Below are 24,127 nucleotides of genomic sequence, written 5' to 3' on the forward strand. Positions count from 1 at the left end.
TGGTATTTCTTTTTAGGTCAACGGTGGATGGGATGAGTCATTTCGCTCAATCGATGTTGACTTAGAAATTAATGGATAAACCTACGGTATATACCGATGGTAATGGATAAGTATCTCCCTGGTCCATCCCTCCTTGCAGAGCACTTCCTCCTATTTCGGGTGTGTATCCGGTGTTATGTTTGAAAGTCAGCAGATTTTGTCCGCTTACGTAGACACGTAAACCGGATATACCCAACTTACTGATAGCCGATGATGGCAGTGTATATCCCAGCTGCACATTGCGCAGTCGGAAATAGGGGCCATTTTCCAGCAGATTGGTCGAAGAAAGATAATTGTGTCCACGTGATTTATCAAGAATCGGTTCTTTGTTGGACGTTCCTTCGCCGTGCCATCTTTGCAGACTTTTCTCGTAAAAGTTGGTTGTCGTCCACGATACGGTTTTCTTCAAATCTAAAATCTTATTACCGCTTACACCATTAAAGTCTACGTTCAAATCAAAATTCTTATAGCCGAGCATAAAGCCGAATCCATAGGTAAAAGTTGGCATCGGGCTACCGAGGTAAGTACGGTCGGCATCCGTGATCTTTTTGTCACCGTTTAAATCCTTATAGCGGATATCGCCTGGTTTCGCTGTCCATGTCATCGGGTAATAGTTGTCGATCTCTTCTTGTGTCTGGAAGATTCCGTCTTGTACGTAGCCGTAATAAGAACCGATAGGATGACCTACGGAGGTACGATGATAATCTCCTGAAATAATGTCCGAGTTGTTATCACCCAGTTTGGTTACTTTATTCTTTAAGGTGGCGCCGTTGACATTGATACCATAGTCCACATCTCCTATCCGGTCTTTCCATGAAAGGCTGAATTCGAATCCTTTGTTGTTGATGGATCCGGCATTGGTAATGGCATAGCCTGCACCTATCGAGGAAGAAGGTGATACATAAGCCAATAAGTCATCGGTCGTTTTGCTATAATAACCGAGTTCCATGCCTAGGCGGTTGTTGAAAAGCTGTGCGGAGATACCCACATCGATACCTGTCATGACCTCCCAATGAATGTTTTTGTCGATATCATAACTAAGAGTAGGAATAAACTGCGTCACTCCGTTGATGATGACTTGTTTCCCTTTCGGGTTGATGGTTGGGTAGTAAAGATAGTTTCCTATCTTGTCATTTCCTAGTTTACCCCAACTGACTCTTAACTTAGCGAAGTCTACCACTTTTTTCAGCGGCTCCATGAAGGCTTCTTCACTAATTACCCAACCCAATCCCACAGACGGGAAATATCCCCAACGATGAGACGGTGAAAACTTGGAAGAACCGTCGGCACGGAAAGTAGCGGTAAGTAAATAACGATCTTTGTATGCATAGTTCACACGTGCCAGATAAGAGATAAAAGATTCCTCGTTCCACCAGTCACCTGCGGAAACACGGTTGACGGACCCCATGCTAAGCATCCAAAGATCATTGGGTACGATATTCATTCCGTTAGCCAGACTGTCTACTTTGGCGTTGAAGCCTTCACTAATAGCTTTTCGTGCCGTATATCCCACTGTTGCATCAATACGATGATTGGTTATCATCTTTTTATAACTTAAAAGGAAATCTGCCTGGAAGGTGCGAGCCTCATCGCTTTTGCGATAGAAATTGGTAATATCGTTCTTATGTGCCGAATGGCTGGTAGAGTTATTCACGTCATAGCGTGGTGTATACTGTTCGCCCCGATAGAGTCCGAGGTCCATATATCCGGTTGCTTTCAACGTAAAATCTTTCAGGAAGTTCCACTCACCATAAATGTTACCGATGATGCGGTAATCACGATACTTCTCCGTATCCTTGTAAAGCTCCATTTGTGCTACTGGATTGTTCACGTTAGATTGTATATCGGCAGACGGATGATAGAGCGAACCTAGATTTTCCGGATCGTAATCTTCTTCCGGAGCATAAGGTACATAGGTAGGGAGTGCCATAACAGCATTTTGGATTTTGGCGGAAGCAGGTTTGCTATCCATCTGTGAGAGGTTGATGTTTCCTCCTGCTTTCAGATTCTTGGTAATGTCATAATCCTGTGAGAAACGTACGTTGAAACGTTGATAAGTATTATATTTCAGTATACCGTCCTGCTTGTAATAGCCGACTGATAATAGAGACTTGCTGTTCTTCCCGGATTTGGATACCGTCAGGTTATGATTGGTAATCATCGCTCTTTCTCTTAATACTTTGCTTTGCCAGTCGGTTCCCGTACCCAGCATGTCGGGTACCCATGAAGCAGCGTTTGGGTCCTGATTCTGCAACATCTCATTGTAGAGCATGGTGAATTCAGTTGCGTTAGTCAGCTTTACCCGATCGCGTTTCCAAACGGTTTGTGCACCGAAATACCCGTCGTAGGTAACCGATGTCTTGTCTCCTTCGGCACGTTTGGTTGTGATAATAATTACTCCGTTCGCTCCCTGTACTCCGAAGATAGCAAGAGAGGAAGGATCTTTCAGAATTTCCATGCTGGCAATGTCGCTGTTGCTCAAAAACTTGATGTCCGACATCAACATACCGTCCACTACATACAAAGGATTACTGCTGGCATTCAACGTACCGATACCACGAATTTTAATATCCGGTTCCGCACCTGCCGATCCGGAATTGGTCACCATCAGTCCTGGTATTTTTCCTTGCAGGGAAGACATTACATTATTAGTAGGCGAATTTTTAAGTTCCTCACCGGATACAGAGACAATCGCTCCGGTTAAATCCCTTTTGCGGGCCGTACCGTAACCGGTTACTACTACCTGTTCTAACTGGTAATTATCATTCTTCAGATAAACATTGATTCCGCTTGAACGGTTTTGATAAGTGATAGGAATAATTTCCGTTTTCATACCGATAAAACTGACCACCAGTTTATCTCCTATTTTCACGCCTGACAGTGAGAAGGAACCGCTCATATCTGTTTGAGCTCCGTTGGTCGTTCCTTCAATTAATACTGCGGCTCCCATTAATCCCATTCCGGTTTCTTCTTCGAAAACTGTCCCCCGGATATTGAAATCCTGCGCTTGTACTAGGCAGGTACAAGATAGAAAGAATAGATACAATACTACATGTTTTATCATTCTCTTAAGATTTTAAAGTTAATGAATCTGCTATCGTCAACAAAAATAGATTCAGATAACGGGAGTTCCTAAAATTCTTCCCCTACAAAACTTTCAGTTCTTTTATCTGATACCCGACAGCGGCACATCAAATATACATCATATTTCGAATTTGAAATATAATGGTTTGTATATTAACAATTTACATCCTGTGTTAATCTACAAATCCGTCATATACTTTTTAGCGGTAACGATTAATCAACATGTTCTTTATGAGTATTTTTCTGCCTTATTTATCTTATAATTGATAGGATATTTTTATTTGTTCATCAGGTAATATTAGTCGTTTTGTCTGCATGGGACTAATCACTTCTTCCCATCCTTTAGCCAACTCTATTGCATTTATTCATTAAATGCACTTGAACAACCGTTGTACATCCGTCTGGTTGCTCAAGTCTATCCTGGTGGTTGCTTAAGTGCAAACAGGTACTGAATTGAAAGGAAAGTTTTGGAAGGATACTATGATGAAAATGTAGAACCTATATGCTGATAAATAGGATATTATATGAAAAATGCAATTTTCTTGCAGAAAAACGTAAAAACACCCTATTGTTTCTTGTAAACTTCCCTTAAAATAGGGTTCTTTTGAGGGTTAAACGATTGATTATTAACCTTGCCACATTTTTGTTTTTCCCCGTATAATACGTAAGATAAGAATTAAAATGTGGCAAGTCTAGCTTCCTTTCTTCACATAATCTTTCGGCAATATCCCGAACTGCTTCTGAAAGCAATGGGCAAAGTATGAAGGATTATTGAATCCTACAATGAAACAAACCTCATTGATCCGGTATTCTCCTTCACGCAGAAGTTCTCCGGCAGTCTTGAGACGTATCAACCGGATATAATCATTGGGCGGCATTCCGGTCAGCCCTTTCAACTTGCGCTGTAAGTTGGAACGGCTGATAGCCATCTCTTCTGCCATCTTATCGATGGTAAATTCTTCATTGGTGAAATTTCGGGTAATGATTTCATTAATCGTGTTCAACCATTTTACGTCTGTTTTGTTCATTAATGTCTGGTCGTATGACATATTCGGAACGGTTGTAAAGTGGTTGAACAGCATACGCCGGTTTTCCAGCAGATTATTGATGGTGGCTTTCATGTGGCTTGGAGAGAAAGGTTTTTCTATATAAGCGTCTGCGCCATAATCAAGACCCGCAATTTTCGAATCGATGCTGTCGAGTGCCGAAAGCAGGATAAACGGGATGTGGCAAAGCATATTGTCGGAACGGATGGACTTTAGTAGTTCAAATCCGTCCATGTGAGGCATGACGATGTCACTGATAATCAAATCCACCGTTGTTGTTTCCAGACATTCCAATGCTTCCTTACCATTGGTAGCGGTATGAATCGTATAGGCGTTTCCCAGATTCTTAGCCAGAAATTCCAACATATCCGTCGTGTCTTCCACTACCAGAAGAGAGTAACCGGCGGGTTCGCCCTCTTCTTCCAAAGCGGGAACCTTGTCGGGCATGGAAATGACGGCGTGGGCCGTCGGAATTCTTTTCTCCAAATAAGGAATTTCGACGCACACTTCGCAACCATCGGTATAATTAGGGTTGATATAAACTCTCCCATTATGCTTTTCGACCAATAATTTAACCAAGCTTAGTCCGATACCTACTCCCGATCCGTTATTACCGGCATTTCCCACTTGATAAAACGGTTCGAACACCTTACCGCATTCCTCTTGCGGAATCCCCGGACCGTCATCACGTACACAAATAGAAAGAATACGTCCTTCGGAAGACAAATGTTCGTCCATAATCACCCTGATACAGGTACGGGCATATTTCATGGCATTGGTCAGCAGATTACTGACGATTTTTGTTAAAGCCTCTTGATCTACATTATATTGCAAATGTTCCTCGGGCAGAGAAACACTGAAAGATATTCCGGTCAGGGAGATGGCACGGAAACGGTCGATGATATCCTCAATCATCCGGTTAATATCTACTTCATTGAATGAAAGCGTATCCCCTTCCTTATCCACTTTGCGGAAGTCGAGCAGTTGCTTGATAAGCTCCATCAGCCGGTTGGTGTTCTTCTGTATCACAGACCGGTTGCTTTCTACTTCACTGTTCCATTCACGGGTTTCCAAAATAGCTTCTAGCGGAGCTTTGATAAGGCTTACCGGAGTCTTGATTTCATGTGCCACTTGAGTGAAGAATGTAATTTTCGACTGGAACAACTCCTGATTCTTGATTTGTTCCATCTCTTTCATCTTTCTTACTTTCACAGCCTGTTGCTTACGCAGATAAAGCCTAACCAGAAAATATGCGAGACCACATGCAATTAGTAAATAGAAAATTTTGGCATAGATCGTTTTCCAGGGTGGAGGAAGAATTTCAATATGCAGGCAACAGTCGTCATTGCTCCAATCTTCATCGTTGTTACTGGCTTTTACACGGAAAGTATATTCGCCCGGAAGCAGGTTGAGAAAAGATACATTATGTTTGTCCGTGTATATCCATTCTTTGTGAATACCGTCCAGTTTGTAGGCATATAAATTCTTGCTGGGAGCCACATAACTAAGGCTTTCGAATGTGATGTCGAACGATACCACCTGGTAAGGAACAGTTACCTGTCCGCTAAGAGCAGGAATACGTTTGCTAAGGCTCACCTTGTCATCGGGACTGTGCATATATACCGCCGAGATAGACGCCGTAGGTCTTACCTTATTAATAGATAACTTGAACGGATAGAAACTATTAAACCCGTTCACCCCACCGAAATAGAATTTCCCGTCACTGGCTTGCAGGGAAGAACGGAAATTGAACTGGTTGCTTTGCAATCCGTCCTCGATGGTATAGAGTTGTGCCCGTTTGTTTTGCAGTTCATACCGGATCAGTCCCCTGTTGGAAGAAAGCCAATAGTTACCCGATTGATCATCCAGTATGCCATAGATGATATTGTTTGGCAGATTCTCTTTGGTGGAGAAGTTTTCAAAGCGGTCTTCCTGATAGTGATAACGACAGATGCCACCGCCTTCGGTGCAGAACCATAGGTGCTGTTTGTGATCGATATACACACGGATTACCCAGTTGCTACAGGTAGAAGCTGGGTTAGCCGGATCGTTACGGTAGTTGTGCAGCTTACCGGTCTGGCGGTTGTAACGCCAGATACCGTCTCTTTTACTTGCCAGCCATAAGTCCCCATACTGGTCTTCCACCATATCGTAGATAAAGATATGGCTTAAAGGCTCCAATGTCCGGAAAGAATCACTTTCCGGGTCATACTGACAGAATCCGGAAAGCGTACCCAAATAAATGCTGCCATCCTTCGTTTGATAGATGGAGTAGATATGATCGTTAGGAATAGAGTGTGGGTTTGCGCGGTTATGGCGGTAGTTTTTCGTTTTTCCCGTTTGAATATCCAGGATATATAATCCCCGGGAAAAACTGCCAATCCACAATTTTCCTTCATTGTAGAGCAGTGCATGGATATTGTGATAACCGATATTAGGGTTACTGCTTCTCAACAGATGGTTTTTAAACTTCTTCGTCCGGGGATCAAAGAGATTCAGCCCCCGTCTTCGGTAACAATCCAAATGTTACCGTCGGGATCTTCGCAGAATTGGCTGATAACATTTCCCGAAAGAGAATTTTCCGTACCATTGGGATAATACCACTCGATATCCTTATGCTTGGGAGACAGGTAACTCACTCCACTGAAATAAGTCCCGATCCAGATTCCCCCCTCCCTGTCCTGATAACAGGCATAGATACTTTCTTTATTTTGTTCGTCGTCGGTAGGCAGACATTCTCCTGTTGTGGTGTTGAATGTATAAAGTCCGTCGTCGGAACCGAGATAGAAAGAGTTGGCCGTCCGTTGAAACAAGGTGCGGATGCGCGGAATGGTAAGCGTGTCCCCTTCTCCGAAGTAATAGCGGAATTGCCCCGTTTCCTTATTGAAACGTGCCAGTCCTCCATACCATGTACCCGCCCATAATACTCCCTGCGAACTTTCCATCAAAGAGATAATCTCGTTGCAGGCAGGGCGTCCGAAAGAAGTGTCCTCGGATATATACCCTGTGAAGTTGTCCGTCCGTTGGTTGTATTTCGCCAGACCGTTCCGAGTGCCTATCCAGATCGTCCCGAACGAATCATTATAAATCACCCACACATGATTGTCCGGCAATGAATGAGGATCGGAAAGAGAATGTAGATACTGCCTCAACGTACCTTTTTTTTCGTTGTAGACAAACAGTCCGTTAGCTGTTCCGATCCATAACTGCCCGTTGTTGTCATAAGCCATTCCGAAAGCACTGTTGACTGTCACCCCGTCTTCCGTCTGTGCATCGAATACGGAGAACTTTTCCTCCCGCGAGTCGAATAAATACAGCTTCTCTGTACTGGCCACCCAAATCTGATTGTTATCCTGATGGCGGCAGATCGTTACTATATTCATATAACTGTTTCCACTGTTTTCTGACGAATGTCCGTAGTTGGTAAATTCGATACCGTTGAAACGATTCAACCCATCCTGTGTTGCAAACCACATATATCCGATGCTATCTTGGAGGATGCTCCGGACGCAATTGCCCGATAACCCTGATCTAACGTCATATTTCTTGTAGATATTGGCGAAGACCAGAGAAACCGATGCCAGCAGTATACATATAGATAAGATGGATCGTTTCATAATTTCCTTTCTTTAGTTATCAGGTTCGGTTTAATCCTGTTCAGTTCTGTTTTTCAGTTTAATTTAATCCCGTTCAGTTTAGCCCCGTTCATTCCGGTTTAATTCCGTTTAGTTTTCGTAGGCAGTTATCTGCTCCACAAGCTATGATAGCCTGTTTTATTGGCGATATATCTTCTGTTTGCAGGAACTATATACCCTGCATGTTGGATCTATATACCCAACACGCAGGACATATATTGCCAACAGATTGGATCTATATCTCCTGTAACCCGGGTAACTATCCCCTCTATAGAGCTCTTTATTTCACGTCATCCCACGTATCCGTGCGGAACGGGAAAGCACTCAATCCGAAAGTGTTGCGCAGCGTGATATTTCCTACGTAATTACGGAAAGCATAGCGCACGGCAACCGGTTGGGCAACCTCTTCGCTTGATACTTCTACCGTGTTGGTACGTCCTATAATCTTCGCTTTCGCTGGATAGAACTTCTTGTCGGCTCCTGCAATCTCGAATCCCTCCAGTTGGGCGAAAGTAGGGAACAGTCCCGCAGGTGCGTTATTGAATGTTACTATGGCCTTGTTGTCCTCATAGTCTACTTTAGTCATCATCGGACCGTTGGACGGCAATCGGCCGATGCCGTATGTTTTAGTCAATGCAAGCGTAGCCAACCGAAGCCCTACTACATCTTTCTGTGGCGGATGGATGCAGAATTCATCACCAATATCCGTAGTGGGTACGATGCCCGAATTAGGAATCGTTTTCAGGGCTTCCATCTGTGCTTCACGCAATAAAGCGGCACCCGTATCCCGGCTGTCCTTATATTTATGAGGAGCAATCTGCACATAATAGAAAGGCATAGCGGGATCTTCCCATACATTTCTCCATAGCTGCACCATAGCAGTCATCATCGGAGCATAGAATTGATAGTTGGATATGTTCGATTCTCCCTGATACCAGAGGAAACCACGTGCCGTGAAGTTCTTAACAGGCCATAACATCGAGTTGTACAGACATTCCAAACGTTGATGAACTCCCCTCTTGGGATTTTTGGCAGCTTCAATATCCATACCTTCAACGATTTTCAATGTCGGTTCATCCATCCATGCTTCGATAGCCGAACCTCCCCAACTGTTGATAACCAGTCCTACCGGGAGATGGAGACTTTCAGTCAGTTGTCTGGCAAAGAAATAGGCGGCAGCACTGCAATCAATGGTCGTTTCAGGTGACGATACTTCCCATTTTCTTTTCTCAAAATCCATGCGACGTTCTGTTTCATTAGTTCTCGGAACAGTGATAAAACGAATACGGTCGCGGTAATTTCCCGAGTTCAGTAGCGTTTCAAGCGAGTTGTCAATGGGTTGCGCTGCATTTCCCATCATACGCATTTCCATATTCGACTGTCCGGAGCATATCCACACTTCCCCTATCAGTATATCCGAAAGAGTGACCGGAGTGCCGTCACTGATGGTAATAGAATAAGGTGTATAACCCCCTTCAGGAGTGTCTACTTTCACCATCCAAGCCCCGTCTTTATCCGTAGACGCCTGATAAGTCCGGTTGTTCCACGAAGTAGTGACGGTTACTTTTTTGCCGTCCGCCCAACCCCATAATTTAACGGAACTATTCTGTTGAAGTACCATGTGATCCCCCATCATTGCAGGGAGTTTTATCTTACCTTGTGTGACAGGGAAGAATAAAAGTGATAAAACGAGAATTAAAAGATGTCTTTTCATACTATTATTTATTATAAGATATTTAATAAAATGTGTATGAAACAAAATTACAACCTATTTTTTTAATAGTATAAAATTATTTGTTCATTTTCTGATAAAAATAGATTGTAATTCATTGAAGCTAATAATATCGATCCGATAAAGGGTTCTTTTATTCTTGTTTTTCGAGATTGTTCATTCTTATTAATGCTTCGATAAAATAATAATCAGCATAAGTAAGCGGAACGTCTACTTCTCCTTTCATCGGCTTATGTCCGACACTGTGTTTGAGAATAAAATTTCCATTAGTGTTGGGAGCTGCCAGATATTCAGGGGAAGATAATGTGCGGAGTTGGCGCTTTGCTATACTCCGATACTGGATCTTCTTTTCCGGTAGATATTCACTTAATTCTGTCAGTGCTGAAGCCATGATGGCTCCTGCAGATGCGTCTCTCAAATCATTGGGGATATCCGGAGAATCAAAATCCCAGTATGGAATGCCATCTGAAGGTAGAAGCGGAATGAACATATCTGCAATGGATTGCGCTTGTTTGAGATAACGTGATGAATGAGTCGTTCGGTACATCATTGTGAATCCATAAAGTGCCCATGCTTGTCCGCGTGCCCATCTGGAGTGATCATTATGTCCTTGCACAGTTTGCTTCTTTATTATTTTCCCGTTTTCAGGATCATAGTTGACAAGATGGTAAGTGCTGTAATCCGGTCGGAAATGATTCCTCATTGTTGTGTTTGCATGTGTAATGGCAACAGTTTTTAAATAAGGGTCGTTATACTGATTACCTACCCACATGAGCAGTTCAAGGTTCATCATATTGTCTATGATAACCGGGAATTTCCATTTATCGCGGGAGGAGTCCCAGCTACGGATGGAACCAATGATAGGATTGAATCTTGTTGCTAATGACATAGCGCCATTATGGAGAATATTCAAATACTCTTTGTTGCCTGTCAATCTATATCCATTACCATAACTGCAAAATAGCTGGAAACCGATGTCATGATCTGTTTTGAGGAATTGCAGTGGAGCAAGTTTTTGTGTATAGGTGTGGGCTAGTTTTTTTATATTTTCAGAACCGGTATATTCATAAAGGTACCACAATGTGCCTGGATAAAAACCGCTACACCACCAATAGATATCTGAAGTGATGAGTCTGTTTTTTGAGAAACTGCGTGGGACTCTATCTTTTTCCAGGGTGGAAGCCATGTTGGTATATTGGATAGAAGCTCGTTCCATGACTTCCTGTGTTATTTGTTGGATGCTCTTTTCTGTCTGGGCATTCGTATATATGACTGTTAATGACAGAGTCAGCAAGATGATTATTTTTCTCATTATTTTTTTGATTGAATTTTTAATTAATATTCTTTGGCTCTTTAGCAAATGTAGTGGTAAATACCCTTGTATCTTTCGCACTCATTTGTGCTTCAAATCCTACCATTGTCACCCCTGGATTGGCTTCATCATATTTATTGTCTGTAGAGGCCGGCCATGTTTTCAGAGTAAACGGGTGATTGTTTTGTTCTTGTACGGTCAGATACAGGATTTTTCCATTCTGTGATAACTTGATACAGTGGTTTGAGATTATTTCTGCTGTTGCAGGTGTAGCCATGGCCCAACGCACCAGAGGAGTTTTGTTTGCACGGCTTTTGATTTCATCTTTTATAACCAGTTCCAGATCACCTCCGTTATCAATGAATTCGGCGGTGCGTACAGGGGCATCGACATCGTAATCATTTCCATTTCTGTTTACTCCAAAGCACTCGAATTTGGCGCCAAGTTTAGTCCCGATAGCCTTCATATAATCTGTTCGTACAAAAGCTTTTCCTTGATAATGATATTGATTGTTATTAATGGTAATAACATTGTGACTGAAGTTATTGAGACGGAATATGCTCCATCTTGTAGAACTTTGGCTGCTGTTCCAAAGATCTATACCCGCAGCTTCGAGAGGAGCATATTCCTGCATACCTAAATCCATTGCCCAACGTTCTCCATAGGCATCGTATACGAATGTTGCGCCATCCATGTGACCATGACTTGTGTTTGAACGTCCTCCTTTCATTCCGAAATATTTATCAGTGTCTGAGTAAGTCCAGTCTGTATGAATGAGTACTACCGGAGTATCTCCATCTCCCCACCATAACTTTTTTTGTGGGGCGGAAATAGTTCCTTTTACTTGCTCGGAATCGATGAATCCCATGATAATAGGCAATAAGCGGCGTTCTTCGAATTTGCTGGCATATGCTCCTTTTTTTAGCAACCTGAGTTCATTAAACAATAACGAGCTGTTTCCCTGTTTTTTAGCAAACCACCACATAGGTAGTTTAGGTTCTTCGGGTTCGGTGCAATCCGAGTAGTTAAAACATTTTCCAGTTGTTCCGGCCATGAATAACATATATTCTGCGGTTTTCAAAAAACCGGCAGTTGTTTGGGATAATCCGTTATCTGTATTGAACACCTTTTCCAGTGCAGCGATTAATATTACTTGATAAGTAGTTCCATATCCCCAATACATATATCCTTCGGGGTAATTCCCGTCAGTGCCGTAGGTAGTCATGCCTTTGGTTTTGTTACTGTTAAAGCTTTGTTCTATGATTTCAACAGCACGGCTTTTGTCCTTCTCGTAAGTAACGAGTGCAGCGGCCAGTAACCCTCCATTGCATACTTGGTTCCAATTTGTAGTTGTTTCAATAAACTGTTTCGAATAAGTGGGGTCAGTAGCAGTTTTAAATGCGTAGTTTTCAAGTGCCGTTTGAGCCATCTTTCTGGTTTCAGGCTGCAGATCATTATATAGCCAGTCTAATCCGATTGCAACGGCTAAAGCCATTTCTCCTATATCCAGATAATGGGTTGGATTCCAGTCGGGGAAGGAACATACCGAACGAATATCCTTCTCTGCCTGATTCAGATAAGTATAATCATTGTTCATTCTATATCCGTATGCCAGATGGCAAATTCGTTCCAGTGCTTTACGTGAAACAGTCAGAAGTCGTTTGCCACTTTTTTGATAAGTGAGAGTGGAGGCTCCGACAAATTCTTTGTTGCATCTGTTTATGATGATCTCATGAATGATTTTAAGTATGGAGTTATTTGTAATTTCCTGTTTCAAGTGATCAAAATCTTGGGCGTTTAGGAATAATCGTGGATGCTCTCCTATTTTGGAATAGTCGAATATGCCATTGGGATCAGCTGAAGGATCATCCTCATCATCCGGTTGCGAAGAAGAGTCTTTCTCTGGTAAAACAGGCTTTTCAATTTCTGGAATATCTACATCGCAACTTCCGAAAGTGAATATAGCTCCCCATAATAGAAGTGTATATAATAATATTTTTTTCATGTGTCTATTTATTTTTAATAAGGTTGAACTTTACTTTGATTGTAATTTTTTCTTTGGGATTTAGGGCAATGTCATATCCCACTCTACACGTACCCGGATTTTCATAATCGTAGTCGTGAGGTGGAGTATTATCCCAAATATGCAGATTCACCTTTCGCGGAGAGTCGACTTGTAGTGAAAGCTGTTTGTTTCCTTGGGTTAACATGATAGTTTGGTTATCCGTTATTTTAGGAATAGTAGGAGTACACATTGTCCATCGAATTAGAGAGACAGTATCTTTGTTCTCAAGATAATCTGTTATTTCCAATGAATTGTCGGGAGTGAGAATCACAGTACGTGTTGCCTGATTGATAGCTTGTCCTAATGTTGAAGTCAAATTAACCTTTGCTCCCTTGTTCCCTTGATTATCAGTGAAACTTTTTAACTCGGCAAAGCCATTCACCTGATGGCTTTTTCCATCGATAGTAAGTGTGTTATGTGCACTGCTTCCTATTCGAAATACTTGCCATCTTTGAGAATACTGTTTTGTATTCCACAAGTCTACCCCTTTACTTTCAAGACTGTAATAATCCTGCATTCCCAAATCCATGGCCCATCGGACCCCTGCTTGTTCATAAATGAATGATCCGGCATCCATATGGGCATGTGAGGTAGAAGCTGTTCCGCCTTTTACTCCCAGATAGGTATCCGTTTTATAGTTCCATCCGCTTCGATAAATATAAACGGGGGTTGTCCCTATACTATGCCACGTGTTGCCTTTAGGACTGATTACTTCGTCTAAGTCGATGCGTGAAGCAAAGATGAGTAGGCATGGTAAGAACCTTTCTTCGAGGTATTCACCAAATTCCAGGTTTGCATCATTCAGATACTTCTTCTCAAGCCAAAGCAGCGACGGATTTTTAGTTTTATGGGCAAACCAGAACATCATGATATTTCCATACGCTTTTGGACTAGCATCAGAGAAGTTGAAACAATCTCCTGTTGGAGCTGTCATATATTGAATGTATTGGGCTGATTGTAGAAAACCGGGATAATCACTTAGTCCGGCATCATGACCCAAGGAACTTTCTAATGCATCATTAAGCATCACTTGGTATGAGGTACCATAAGACCAATAGCCAAAGCCTTCGGGGTAACCGCCATCGGGAGCATAACATTCTAAAGCTAGAGGTACTGTTTGAAGTGCCTTGTTAATGATCTCTTTTGTTTTTTCTGGTTCATCTTCATAGATAGCAAGTGCACTACATACAAGTCCTCCATTACAAACCTGATTCCAGTTTGTTCTTGATTGGTAGAAACTGGCATGTTTTGTTTTAGAGGCTTCTATTGCTTTTTCTACAATAGCCTGCCGGATTTTTTTCCGGCTGTCCGGTAACAGTTCATTGAATAGCCAGTCGTAACCAATGGCCAGTCCCATACTCATTTCGCTTACATCCAGGAAGTGACTGGGATTCCAATCGATGAAAGAAGCTGCTGCCAGCATTTCTTTTTCGGCTCGCCGGAGGTATTCCTTTTCACCTGTCATACGATAAGCGTATGACAGGTAGAAGACTCTTTTGAGAACAATGCGCGAAACTCCCAGAAGCCGTTTGCCTTCTTTGATTCTTTTAACTGGAGCCTCTTTAAGAGTTTCATCACAGTAGTCTAATATTCGCTTGTGGAATGCTTGTAAAACGGTGCTTTTTTGCAAAGCTATATGAATATTTCTCTCTTCACCTTCCTTGAGTAACAGGCGGGGATGTGGAGCAATATGGCTATAGTCGAAATCTTTCGTATAGCCTTTTGCTCCTCCCGCAATAAGTATGAATATAATTATTAATAGTTGCTTCATTTTGCTTTTATTTAATACGTCCATCCTTCTGTAGGTTTGAGATTCGGATTTCTTTGGGTTTCTACTAGTGGAATAGGCCATACCGTCATATAATCTTTCCAATACCATTTACTTCCAACGATGTTTCCCCACCATGCTTTCAAACCGCTATAATCACCTTGAAACTTGGTCTCTTTATAGGTACCCCATCTGATTTCATCGAAATAATTGATACTCTCGAGACATAATTCTACCCGTCGCTCATAACGAATTCTGTCTCTCATATCTTCCTTACCGGAGACAGAATTATATCCTGTACCCCCTTTTTCTAAATCTCCCATACCTGCACGTTTACGGATTTTATTGACTGCTATAATTGCTTCATCCAATCTATCTTTTTCATTAAGCGCTTCAGCATAAAGCAGCCATACATCGGTAAAACGAATTAGTGGATAATCACAATGACAACGCAGTCGTTCTATATAACGGCCTTTCTCTGTTTCATTGTACTTTTTATAAATGTAGTACCCTGCATTCCTTTGATTATGCCACATATCTCCATTATTTCCTCCACGATTCAGATAAGGCCATCTAAGAACTTTATTTTGCATGGGTTCTCCACTATTCCAGTATGGGCTGTAGCAATTAGTGCTTGAATAAGGAGTGATGATGGTCTGTTGTAATCGTGGGTCACGTGATTCATATGCTTTTTTGATACGTGCTTCATTTCCGGAGTCGAGATAATATTTATTCATCACTTCGGCTCCTATTCGTGATTTGGCATCATTATAAGCACTTTGATTGGAAGTTAGATTATTGCGTAGGAAAAAAACTTCTCTTTGAGCCGGGGTAAGGTCATCCCATCCGGTTAGATAGGCACTCCATTTGAATTCGGATCCATCAGCATTACGATAGTAATCTACAAAATCGGCTGATGGGATTAATTCCGTCCAGCAATCATAGTGGTCGCGTGAGCCGACCATCAGTTGAATATTGTCGCAATATCCACTAGCTTCATCATATTGTAACGGGAGTATCATTTCTTTATCTTTTTCATTCTCATACTTAAAGAAGTCGATATATTTTCCCTCCCATAAGTCATAACCACACTTTTTAACTTCTTCAAAATCTTTAATAGCTGAATCATATTCTTTCTTCCACATATATATCATCCCTCTTAAAGCATAAGCCGCTCCTTTGGAAGGTCTTCCATAATTTTCTTTCAGCGTGTTATTACCTAAATGCGGGCTTTGAATACATGCAGTGAGGTCATCTAAACAAATTTCCCAGACATCATCGGCGGAAGACTTTCCCCGTGTGGCTTCACTACTGTTAATGGGTTCCAGATAGATGGGGACTCCTTGAAAGAACATATTAAGCCGGTAATAAAAGAAAGCTCGCATAAATTTGGATTCACACATTAGGCGTTCCAGCTTTTCCTCTGAAAGTCCGGCTTTATGTAAGTTGGCAATAGCATCGTTGCATCGATGGATTCCTTCATAGCCAAATTGCCACTCACGTGAAATATAGGCATATCCGGCGCTTGGGGCGGTTGAAGTTAGCAGGGCGATGCTTGAATAGTATCCGGAGCAGAATCCCATTGATTCTATTCCCAGTTTATTGATACCTGTTACTTCCGACTTTTCAGGGTTAAGGACTAGGAGGCTTCTGTTGTATAGTACGTCATAAATACCGGCAACTCCTTTGTCTGCCAGCTCTTCACTTGTCCACATGTTACCCGTGGCTATTTGATCGTACGGAGTTGTGTCGAGCATATAAGTACATCCCTGAAGGATGCTACAGATTGTCAGGCAGAATATTATTACTTTTTTCATAATTCATTTATTTGTTATATGAGTAATCGATGAATTAAAATGATAGTTGTGCACCGAATGCAAACTGTCTGGTTAATGGATAAGTTATTGAAGTACCCATTTCTGGATCGAGTCCCGGATAGCTTGTTATGGTTAACAGATTTTCTCCGGAAAAATAAAAACGTAGTTTCTCTACCATGAATTTTCTGGTCCATTTCACGGGAATTGTATATCCTATCTGAATGTTCTTTAGTTTGACATAATCACCTTTATACTTCCAAAAAACACTGCTGGTACCATTATCACGTTGTGTCTGGTCTGTGATTCGTGGATACTTTGCAGTTATATTTGTTCTGGAGTCAGATGGATTTTCCGGGTTATAAAAGTAATGATTGTCCGCTACACGCTGGCTGATTCCAAATCCATTTTCAGTTCGAGTACCATTGTAGGAAGAATGGTTCCAATAAAGATCGAATCCTGCACTACCAGCCCATAGCATATAGAAATCAAAACCTTTGTAGGCCACTGAAAGATTGAGACCAAAGTTATAACGGGGCTGGGTAGAGGTTCCGGTAAAGTTCATATCATTGGTATCACCATAATTGCCGTCTCCGTTAGCATCTGCATAAATCAAGTCGCCATACCATAATTGATCTTTTGCCACCTTGGTTACTCCATTAAACTTATATCCATCAGCTATCATGGCTTTTACCCAGGCCATATCAGATTCTGTACGAATCATACCGTCGACTGGTCCAGCATTGATGTCAGGTTTTCCTTCGGAGTATGAACCATTACCACAATAAGGTTGTCTCAAATACATTTCTCCTAACATCCTATTTTCAACGATGACACCTCCAAAACCGCTTTGTGCTACATCCCCGTAATTACTGACGAATCTCGTAGGGTTTCCGGCATTATCATATTCCCAGTATCTGGCAAGTTCTCCTTTATATTTCATTACCTTGTTTTGATTGTAAGAGAAGTTACCTTCTATACGGTATGTAAAATCTTTGATATTATCTTGCCATCCTAAAGTCAATTCTACACCGCGGTTACGTACTTCTGCTATATTTTCTGTAGAACCGGTGACTTTACCCATGGATAGGGGAATGGATGGAGTGAATAGTATTCCCGTGGTCATTTTATTATACCAGTCGAATTCTCCTGTCAGTCTGTTGTTGAAGAAACCTAAGTCGATTCCAACATTGGTGGTGGTTGTAGATTCCCACTCAAGAAAACTGTTTCCAAGTTTACTGATAGCCAGTCCTGTGGTAGGTGAAGAGTTGATAACTACTTTATTAGTACTATAATTGGCTTGCCAGTCATAGTTTCCTGATGCGTTATTTCCAAGTTTTCCCCAAGAGGCACGAATTTTTAAATTAGAAAGATAATCTTGTGCAAAACTCATGAATTTTTCTTCATTTATTCTCCAACCAGCAGAGAAAGATGGGAAAACTCCCCAACGACTTTCCGGGGCGAACCGCGACGAACCATCATAACGGACATTTGCTTCAAATAGGTAGCGCCCTTTGAAGGCGTAATTAAGACGTCCGAAATAAGAAATCAGAGCCCAGTCTGTTTCATTACTGTCGCTGGAAACGAGTTCTGTTGCTGTTTTAAGTTGAGTTAGGCTCCAGTCTGACATACCTTTTCGTGTTACGTCGAAATAATTTTCATTATAGTAGGAAGTCGTGAATCCACCCAATGCGCTTATTTCATGATCGTGGGAAAGGGTTGTGTTATAGCGTATCAGAATTTCGGAGTTTTCTCTACGTCTTTTAAATGATTTGTTATTAATGCTTGCATTTTCTAAGGCACTTTCATTGGCACGTATGTTTTTTACGTAATCCCATGTACCGTTTGGAGCTCCCCATGTGGCATAATCTCCCCAATCAGGAGCATAGTTATAGCTTGCTTCGATGGATAATCCTTTCATCGGGCGAATACTGCCGAAGAGTGTGAAATTTCCGCGAAACATTTTATCATATCCACAGCGTCTCATTTTTTCGAATATGTTATTGGCATTAGTGGATTCTTCTGTTGCCGCTGGTAGCCCCCATTTATCATTTTCTCCCGGATAGACTCCGGGAGTTGTTTTATAAAGATATTCAAATCCGCGGCTGATATTGGCAAGGCCTATATCTTGTTTTAATCCATTGAGACGGGTACCAACGGAAAACCATTTATTAATTTTTATTTCGATGTTTGTTCGGAATTGGAACTGCTGGAATCCGGAGTCTGTTCCTTTTTGGTTCATGACTCCATCTATATCTTGATATCCTAAAGATAAAAAGTAGTTTACCTTGTCATTACTTCCTGAAATAGATAGATTATGTTTTTGTGAGAATCCCGATCCCATGATTTCATTAAACCAGTCTGTATTAGGATAGGCCATGTAATTAGGTATCCCGAATTCATTAGTCCCATTGGGATTATTTTGGGCTTCACGCCATTTATCTATGGTTGATTGTTCAAAAATATGAGCTTTTCCTACATTTTCTGCACCCTCGTTGATAAGTTCCATGTGTCTGGCATAGTCACTGACTAATGAGAGTTTGTTTTGAGGAGTCTCTATAGAGCCATAGAACGAATAGTTTACTCTGGTTTTTCCCTGTCCTTTCTTGGTAGTTACAAGAATCACTCCATTGGCTGCACGTGAGCCATAGATTGCTGCCGAAGCTGCATCTTTCAGTACAGTGATACTGGCAATATCTTCCGTATTCACATTGTTCATGTCCCATTCGATACCATCTACAAGTACTAATGGATTATTAGAGTTCAATGTTCCGGTACCACGAATCCTGATAGTTGCTCCATTTGAACCGGGCTTTCCGGAACTTTGTTGCACTTGAACACCTGCCGAAAGTCCTGCCATTGCACTAGAAGCGTTGGCTATAGGGCGGCTTGACATTTCCTGATTAAAGTTTACTGTTGATACTGAACCTGTTAGATTTGCCTTTTTCTGAACGCCGTATCCTACTACGACTACTTCTTCAAGTGATTCTGATTTAGGAAGTAGAGTCACATTTAGTATCGTTTTATTATCCACGAGTATTGTTTGGGATACATAACCGATATAACTGAATTGAAGTTTGGTTCCCGGCATGACTTGAATGGAATACTCTCCTTCCAGATTTGTAGAGGTTCCATTGCCCGATTCCAAAATGGAAACGGTAGCTCCGGGCAAAGGATAGTTACTTTCGTCGGTGACTTTTCCCGAGATTTTTATTTGCTGGGCAGACATTGTCAGGCAATGTAAAGCGAATATAGCCATAAATAGAATGTGTTTTTTCATATAATACATATAGAACAAATGGTTTTTAATTAGAAATATTCCTTTCAATAATGCTCTAAATATTTTCAGTTCAATCGCTATACGTCAAATAACTTGTCCGGACATATAATTAAGAAGTATAGCTGGTATATTAGAAAATATCAGAGAACTAAATGATGGTTACTGCAAAAATAGATGGTATATTGCAATATCAATAGTCCGGATGAGGAAAATAATACCAATTTTAGTAATGAAGTGAAAAGGCTAAAACATAAAATAGCTCAAGTTAGTCAAATAAGGCTCCGAATTAGTCATATTTTTGTGACGGGGGGGTGATGAATGAAAATAAATTCTATATTTGCGTATATCATAAATGTTGCACAATGAATCATTTATTTCGTATATTAGTGCTGGTCATTACGATTGCACAAGCTGATTTTCTTTGTGGCCAGACTTTTTCTGTTATGAGAAAATATGATGTTAAGACCGGATTGTCTGATAATACGGTGAGGACCATCATGCAAGATTCAACCGGATATATATGGCTGGGAACGAAAGATGGAATAAACCGTTGTAATGGGACTGAATTTACTAAATTTGCTGATTCTGTAGATTCATCAAATAATACATTAATTAATGTCTTGAAGCTTTATCCGCATATCGACCGAGTCAATATTTGGACAGCTACTACAGACGGGCTCTATCTTTTCAATACTCAATCTAAAGATTTCACACTATTTGGTGAGAAAACAGACCTGGGAGTTAGTGTTGTGGGTACTGTGAACGATTTGTGCTATGATGATGACGGACGATTATGGATTGGTACTTCGAGAGGATTATTTGTATATAATGAAAAGAAAGGGCAGCTACGAAGATATGTGAAATCGCAGGTAGAACCGACTTCTATCCCTGATAATCAGGTAATCTCAGTGTTTAAAGATTCTTCGGGAACTTTATGGTTCGGGACTCGTCAGGGATTGGCGAGATATAAAAAAGCTTCGGATAATTTTGCAGTATATCGCCTGCCTCGTCTTACAAAGGTTTCTCACCCATTTGAAATAAGCACTTTGATGGAAACAGCTGATGGTGAAATTTGGATAGGCACCAGATATGATGGATTGTTACATCTGGACAGATCGGATGGTTCTTTTAGCGCTTATCCTGTAGTAGCGACCTATCAAAACAATACTTGGATTCGGGCTCTTTTCCAATATAGCTCGAATGTGTTTTTTATAGGAACAGAAGATGGGTTATTTCTATTTCGTCAGAAAGAGAAAACTATTCACAAATTGGAGGCGTTCGGTTCAAAGTGTATTTATTCATTCAGTCGTGATCGCGAAGGTGGAGTATGGGTGGGTACTTATTTTGATGGGGTATATTATATATCACCGCAAAGTAATTATATCAAATGGTATTATGAAAAACATAAACAAAACTCATTATCCGGAAATGCGGTTAGCCAGTTTAGTGAAGACTCTGAGGGAAATTTATGGATTGCTACAGAGAATGGTGGTTTGAACTATTTTAATCCGCGTACTGAAGAGTTTACACGTTATATGGCAAATGGTTCTTCTACAAATGTCAGCCATAATAATATACATGCTTTATTACTGGACGATCATCAGCTATGGATAGGAACTTTTTCCCGGGGTATTGATATCATGAATCTGAAAACGCGTTCTGTAGTGAAAAACTATCTATATAATATGAATGATTCTAATTCCATTCCTCATAATCATATTTATTCGTTATATAAAAACAGACGCGGAGAAATCTTTGTTGGTACAATGGGAGGGTTTTGTCAGTTTTTACCGGAAATAAACAAGTTTCATCGTTTTGAAAAGTTGAAGGATGTGTTTGTATATGATATGTTGGAGGACAGTGCGGGTATACTATGGATTGCCACCAAAGGAGATGGGATATGGCGTTATGATCGGAGAACAGGAGGATTCAAGAATTACAAGCATTCAGTGTCCGATTCAGGCTCTTTGAGTAATAATCGTGTAGTTCGGGTTTATATAGACCGTATCGGGCAACTGTGGTTTTGTACGGAAGGAGGTGGAATATCCCGTTATGATTATGATTCCGATTCTTTTGTGAATTATAATTATCGAAAGAAGTTGTATAGCCACGTTATATATGGGATACTGGATGATAAGGATGGTAATTTATGGTTGTCATCCAACTATGGAATCATAAAGTATAACCCACTCACGGAAGAGTCGAAGCTATATACTCATGAAGATGGTTTGCAGAGTAATTTATTTAATTTTCGTTCATCTCTAAAGGCCAGTAATGGACTGTTTTATTTTGGAGGAGTGGAAGGATTTAATTGTTTTTATCCGGATAAGTTATATACAAACACGGTCAAGCCCACTGCAGTAATTTCTTCTATTAATTTGCATGATAGTAGTGGGAGTGCAGGAACGCATAAAATAAATATCAGTAGGCAGAGTGAATTTACCGTTGATTATCATATTTCTTCTTTTGAGATAGAATATGAATGCCTGAGTTTTGTAGCTCCTTCTAAAAATCGTTATGCCTATAAAATAGATCAGGTGCATGATGACTGGGTTTATACGGATAAACACTCGGTGACTTTCATGGATCTACCTTCAGGCACATATAAATTTATGGTGAAGGCAGCAAATAATGATGGGGTGTGGAGTGATAATCCTTGTTTCATAAACCTACATATAGAGGCTCCCTTTTGGAAAACTATATCAGCTAAAATCGTTTATGTCTTTTTACTTTTATTTTCTGCTTATTTACTTCTACTTAGGTACTCTAAAAAGCAAAGTGAAAAGCGTGAACGTGAGAAAAAGGATATGGAGCTGATGATGGAGCAGGAGATGTATCGATCTAAAATTCAGTTTTTTACTCATGTTGCACATGAGATAAAAACTCCGGTCAGCTTGATAAAGGCTCCGTTGGAGGCCATTTTTGAATCTGGCACATGGAGTGAGGAGACTGAAGCTAATCTTTCTATCATCCGGCAAAATACAAACCGATTACTCGAATTGATCAAGCAGTTGTTGAATTTCCGTAAAGTGGATCAAGAAGGCTATAAATTGTCATATAGCGAGGTGGATATTAATTCTTTTATGAAAGATATCATCAGGAGATTTACTTCATTTTCATCATCTGTTACTATTCAGACGAAGTTTGCACAAGAGCATCTGATATATAATGTAGATGCTGAGGCTCTGACAAAAATAGTCAGCAATTTGCTGACCAATGCTTTCAAATATGCGCGTAATGAAATTTGGGTTTCTGCTGGTGAAGCTGTTGTGGAAGATGCTGTAATGCTTGAAATTTCTGTCGGTGATGATGGCCCGGGAGTGACGGAAACCGAAGCTGCTAAGATTTTTGAACCATTCTATCGTTCTGGAAATAACAACTCGGCAGAGACAGGTTTTGGAATAGGGTTGAGTCTTGTAAAATTGCTGGTAGATAAGCTTGGAGGTAAAATATCTGTTGGTAAAAGTAGTCAAGGCGGGTTTCTGCTTACGATACATTTACCTAAAGCGGAGGTTAGCGTAACCAAGTTGGCCGATAATCGGAATGAACATGAATTTTATGGGCATTTTGAAATATACGAATGTAATCTTCTTATTGTAGAGGATACACATGATATGCTGGAATTTTTATTGAAAAATCTAGGGTATAATTACAATGTTTTGGGAGCAACAAATGGAAAAGAAGCATTAAAAATATTACATAACAACACTATTGATATTATTATTAGCGATATTGTAATGCCCGAGATGGATGGTTTTGAATTGTTGAATGCAGTTCGTGCGGATAAGATGTTGTGTCATATTCCATTTATATTGTTATCAGCACAAAGCTCGGTTAATTCAAAGATAACAGGATTGGATTACGGAGCAGACGCCTATATTGATAAACCTTTTTCTTTAAGTCATATCAAGGCAACAATAGATAATCTTCTGAAAAACAGAAAGGTTCTGTTTGAGCGTTTTGCCAGTATGTCTAATTTGGAGTATGGTCAAGGAGAAATTAAACGTTCTGATCTTGAGTGGCTTGAACAAGTTAATGAGATTATTATCCGCAATTTTACGAATGAAAGTTTTACGGTTGACATACTTGCTTCAGAAATGGCTTTGAGTCGTTCTAATTTGCAACGTAAATTGAAGGGAGTTACGGGACTTCCTCCTATTGATTACATACGGCTTGTCCGATTGAAGTCGGCCGCACAGTTCTTGAAAGAGGGGAAATATCGAGTGAATGAAGTCTGTTATCTGGTAGGTTTCAGCAATCATTCTTATTTTGCTCGTTGTTTTCAGAAACAATTTGGAGTATTACCGAAAGATTATATGAAAGGTAGTTGAATTAAATCTGTTCTGTTTTTA

8 protein-coding genes and 1 pseudogene are annotated in these 24,127 nt (G+C 40.7%); 1 reads left to right on the forward strand and 8 read right to left on the reverse strand.

Translation table 11 applies throughout. From position 1 onward, the window contains the following. Window positions 1-61: 61 nt before the first annotated feature. The 8 genes and pseudogenes from DWZ47_RS12340 to DWZ47_RS12375 all read right to left on the reverse strand — a co-directional run bounded on the left by DWZ47_RS12340 (window position 62) and on the right by DWZ47_RS12375 (window position 19,754). Complete coding sequence (locus DWZ47_RS12340; RefSeq protein WP_117513302.1) at window positions 62-3,103, reverse strand: SusC/RagA family TonB-linked outer membrane protein; 3,042 nt, start codon at window positions 3,101-3,103, stop codon at window positions 62-64. A 712-nt stretch (window positions 3,104-3,815) separates the two neighbouring features. Continuing rightward, window positions 3,816-7,786 (reverse strand): annotated as a pseudogene (locus tag DWZ47_RS12345) (two-component regulator propeller domain-containing protein). 298 nt (window positions 7,787-8,084) lie between these two features. Beyond that, the gene (locus DWZ47_RS12350) at window positions 8,085-9,518 is read right to left on the reverse strand and encodes a sialate O-acetylesterase (protein WP_117513304.1); all 1,434 of its coding nucleotides are present in this window, start codon (window positions 9,516-9,518) and stop codon (window positions 8,085-8,087) included. Between the two features lie 151 nt (window positions 9,519-9,669). Continuing rightward, window positions 9,670-10,848 carry a glycoside hydrolase family 88 protein gene (locus tag DWZ47_RS12355; protein ID WP_032845860.1) on the reverse strand — a complete coding sequence of 393 codons (1,179 nt, stop codon included), beginning with the start codon at window positions 10,846-10,848 and terminating at the stop codon, window positions 9,670-9,672. A 19-nt stretch (window positions 10,849-10,867) separates the two neighbouring features. Beyond that, on the reverse strand, window positions 10,868-12,853 hold the full coding sequence (locus tag DWZ47_RS12360) for a heparinase II/III family protein (RefSeq protein WP_055235696.1): 1,986 nt from the start codon (window positions 12,851-12,853) through the stop codon (window positions 10,868-10,870). Window positions 12,854-12,857: 4 nt separating this feature from the next. Next, on the reverse strand, window positions 12,858-14,684 hold the full coding sequence (locus tag DWZ47_RS12365) for a heparinase II/III family protein (protein WP_070101907.1): 1,827 nt from the start codon (window positions 14,682-14,684) through the stop codon (window positions 12,858-12,860). Window positions 14,685-14,695: 11 nt separating this feature from the next. Further along, window positions 14,696-16,498 carry a RagB/SusD family nutrient uptake outer membrane protein gene (locus DWZ47_RS12370; protein WP_117513306.1) on the reverse strand — a complete coding sequence of 601 codons (1,803 nt, stop codon included), beginning with the start codon at window positions 16,496-16,498 and terminating at the stop codon, window positions 14,696-14,698. 34 nt (window positions 16,499-16,532) lie between these two features. Next, window positions 16,533-19,754: a SusC/RagA family TonB-linked outer membrane protein gene (locus DWZ47_RS12375; protein WP_158570385.1), complete on the reverse strand. Its 3,222-nt coding sequence runs from the start codon at window positions 19,752-19,754 to the stop codon at window positions 16,533-16,535. Window positions 19,755-20,137: 383 nt separating this feature from the next. Here DWZ47_RS12375 and DWZ47_RS12380 point away from each other — a divergent pair, with 383 nt between their 5' ends. Continuing rightward, complete coding sequence (locus tag DWZ47_RS12380; protein ID WP_117513344.1) at window positions 20,138-24,106, forward strand: hybrid sensor histidine kinase/response regulator transcription factor; 3,969 nt, start codon at window positions 20,138-20,140, stop codon at window positions 24,104-24,106. The last annotated feature ends 21 nt before the right edge of the window (window positions 24,107-24,127 follow it).

Origin of the sequence: Bacteroides sp. AF32-8BH (assembly GCF_003435205.1) — a bacterium.
Taxonomy (GTDB): Bacteria; Bacteroidota; Bacteroidia; order Bacteroidales; family Bacteroidaceae; genus Bacteroides; species Bacteroides ovatus.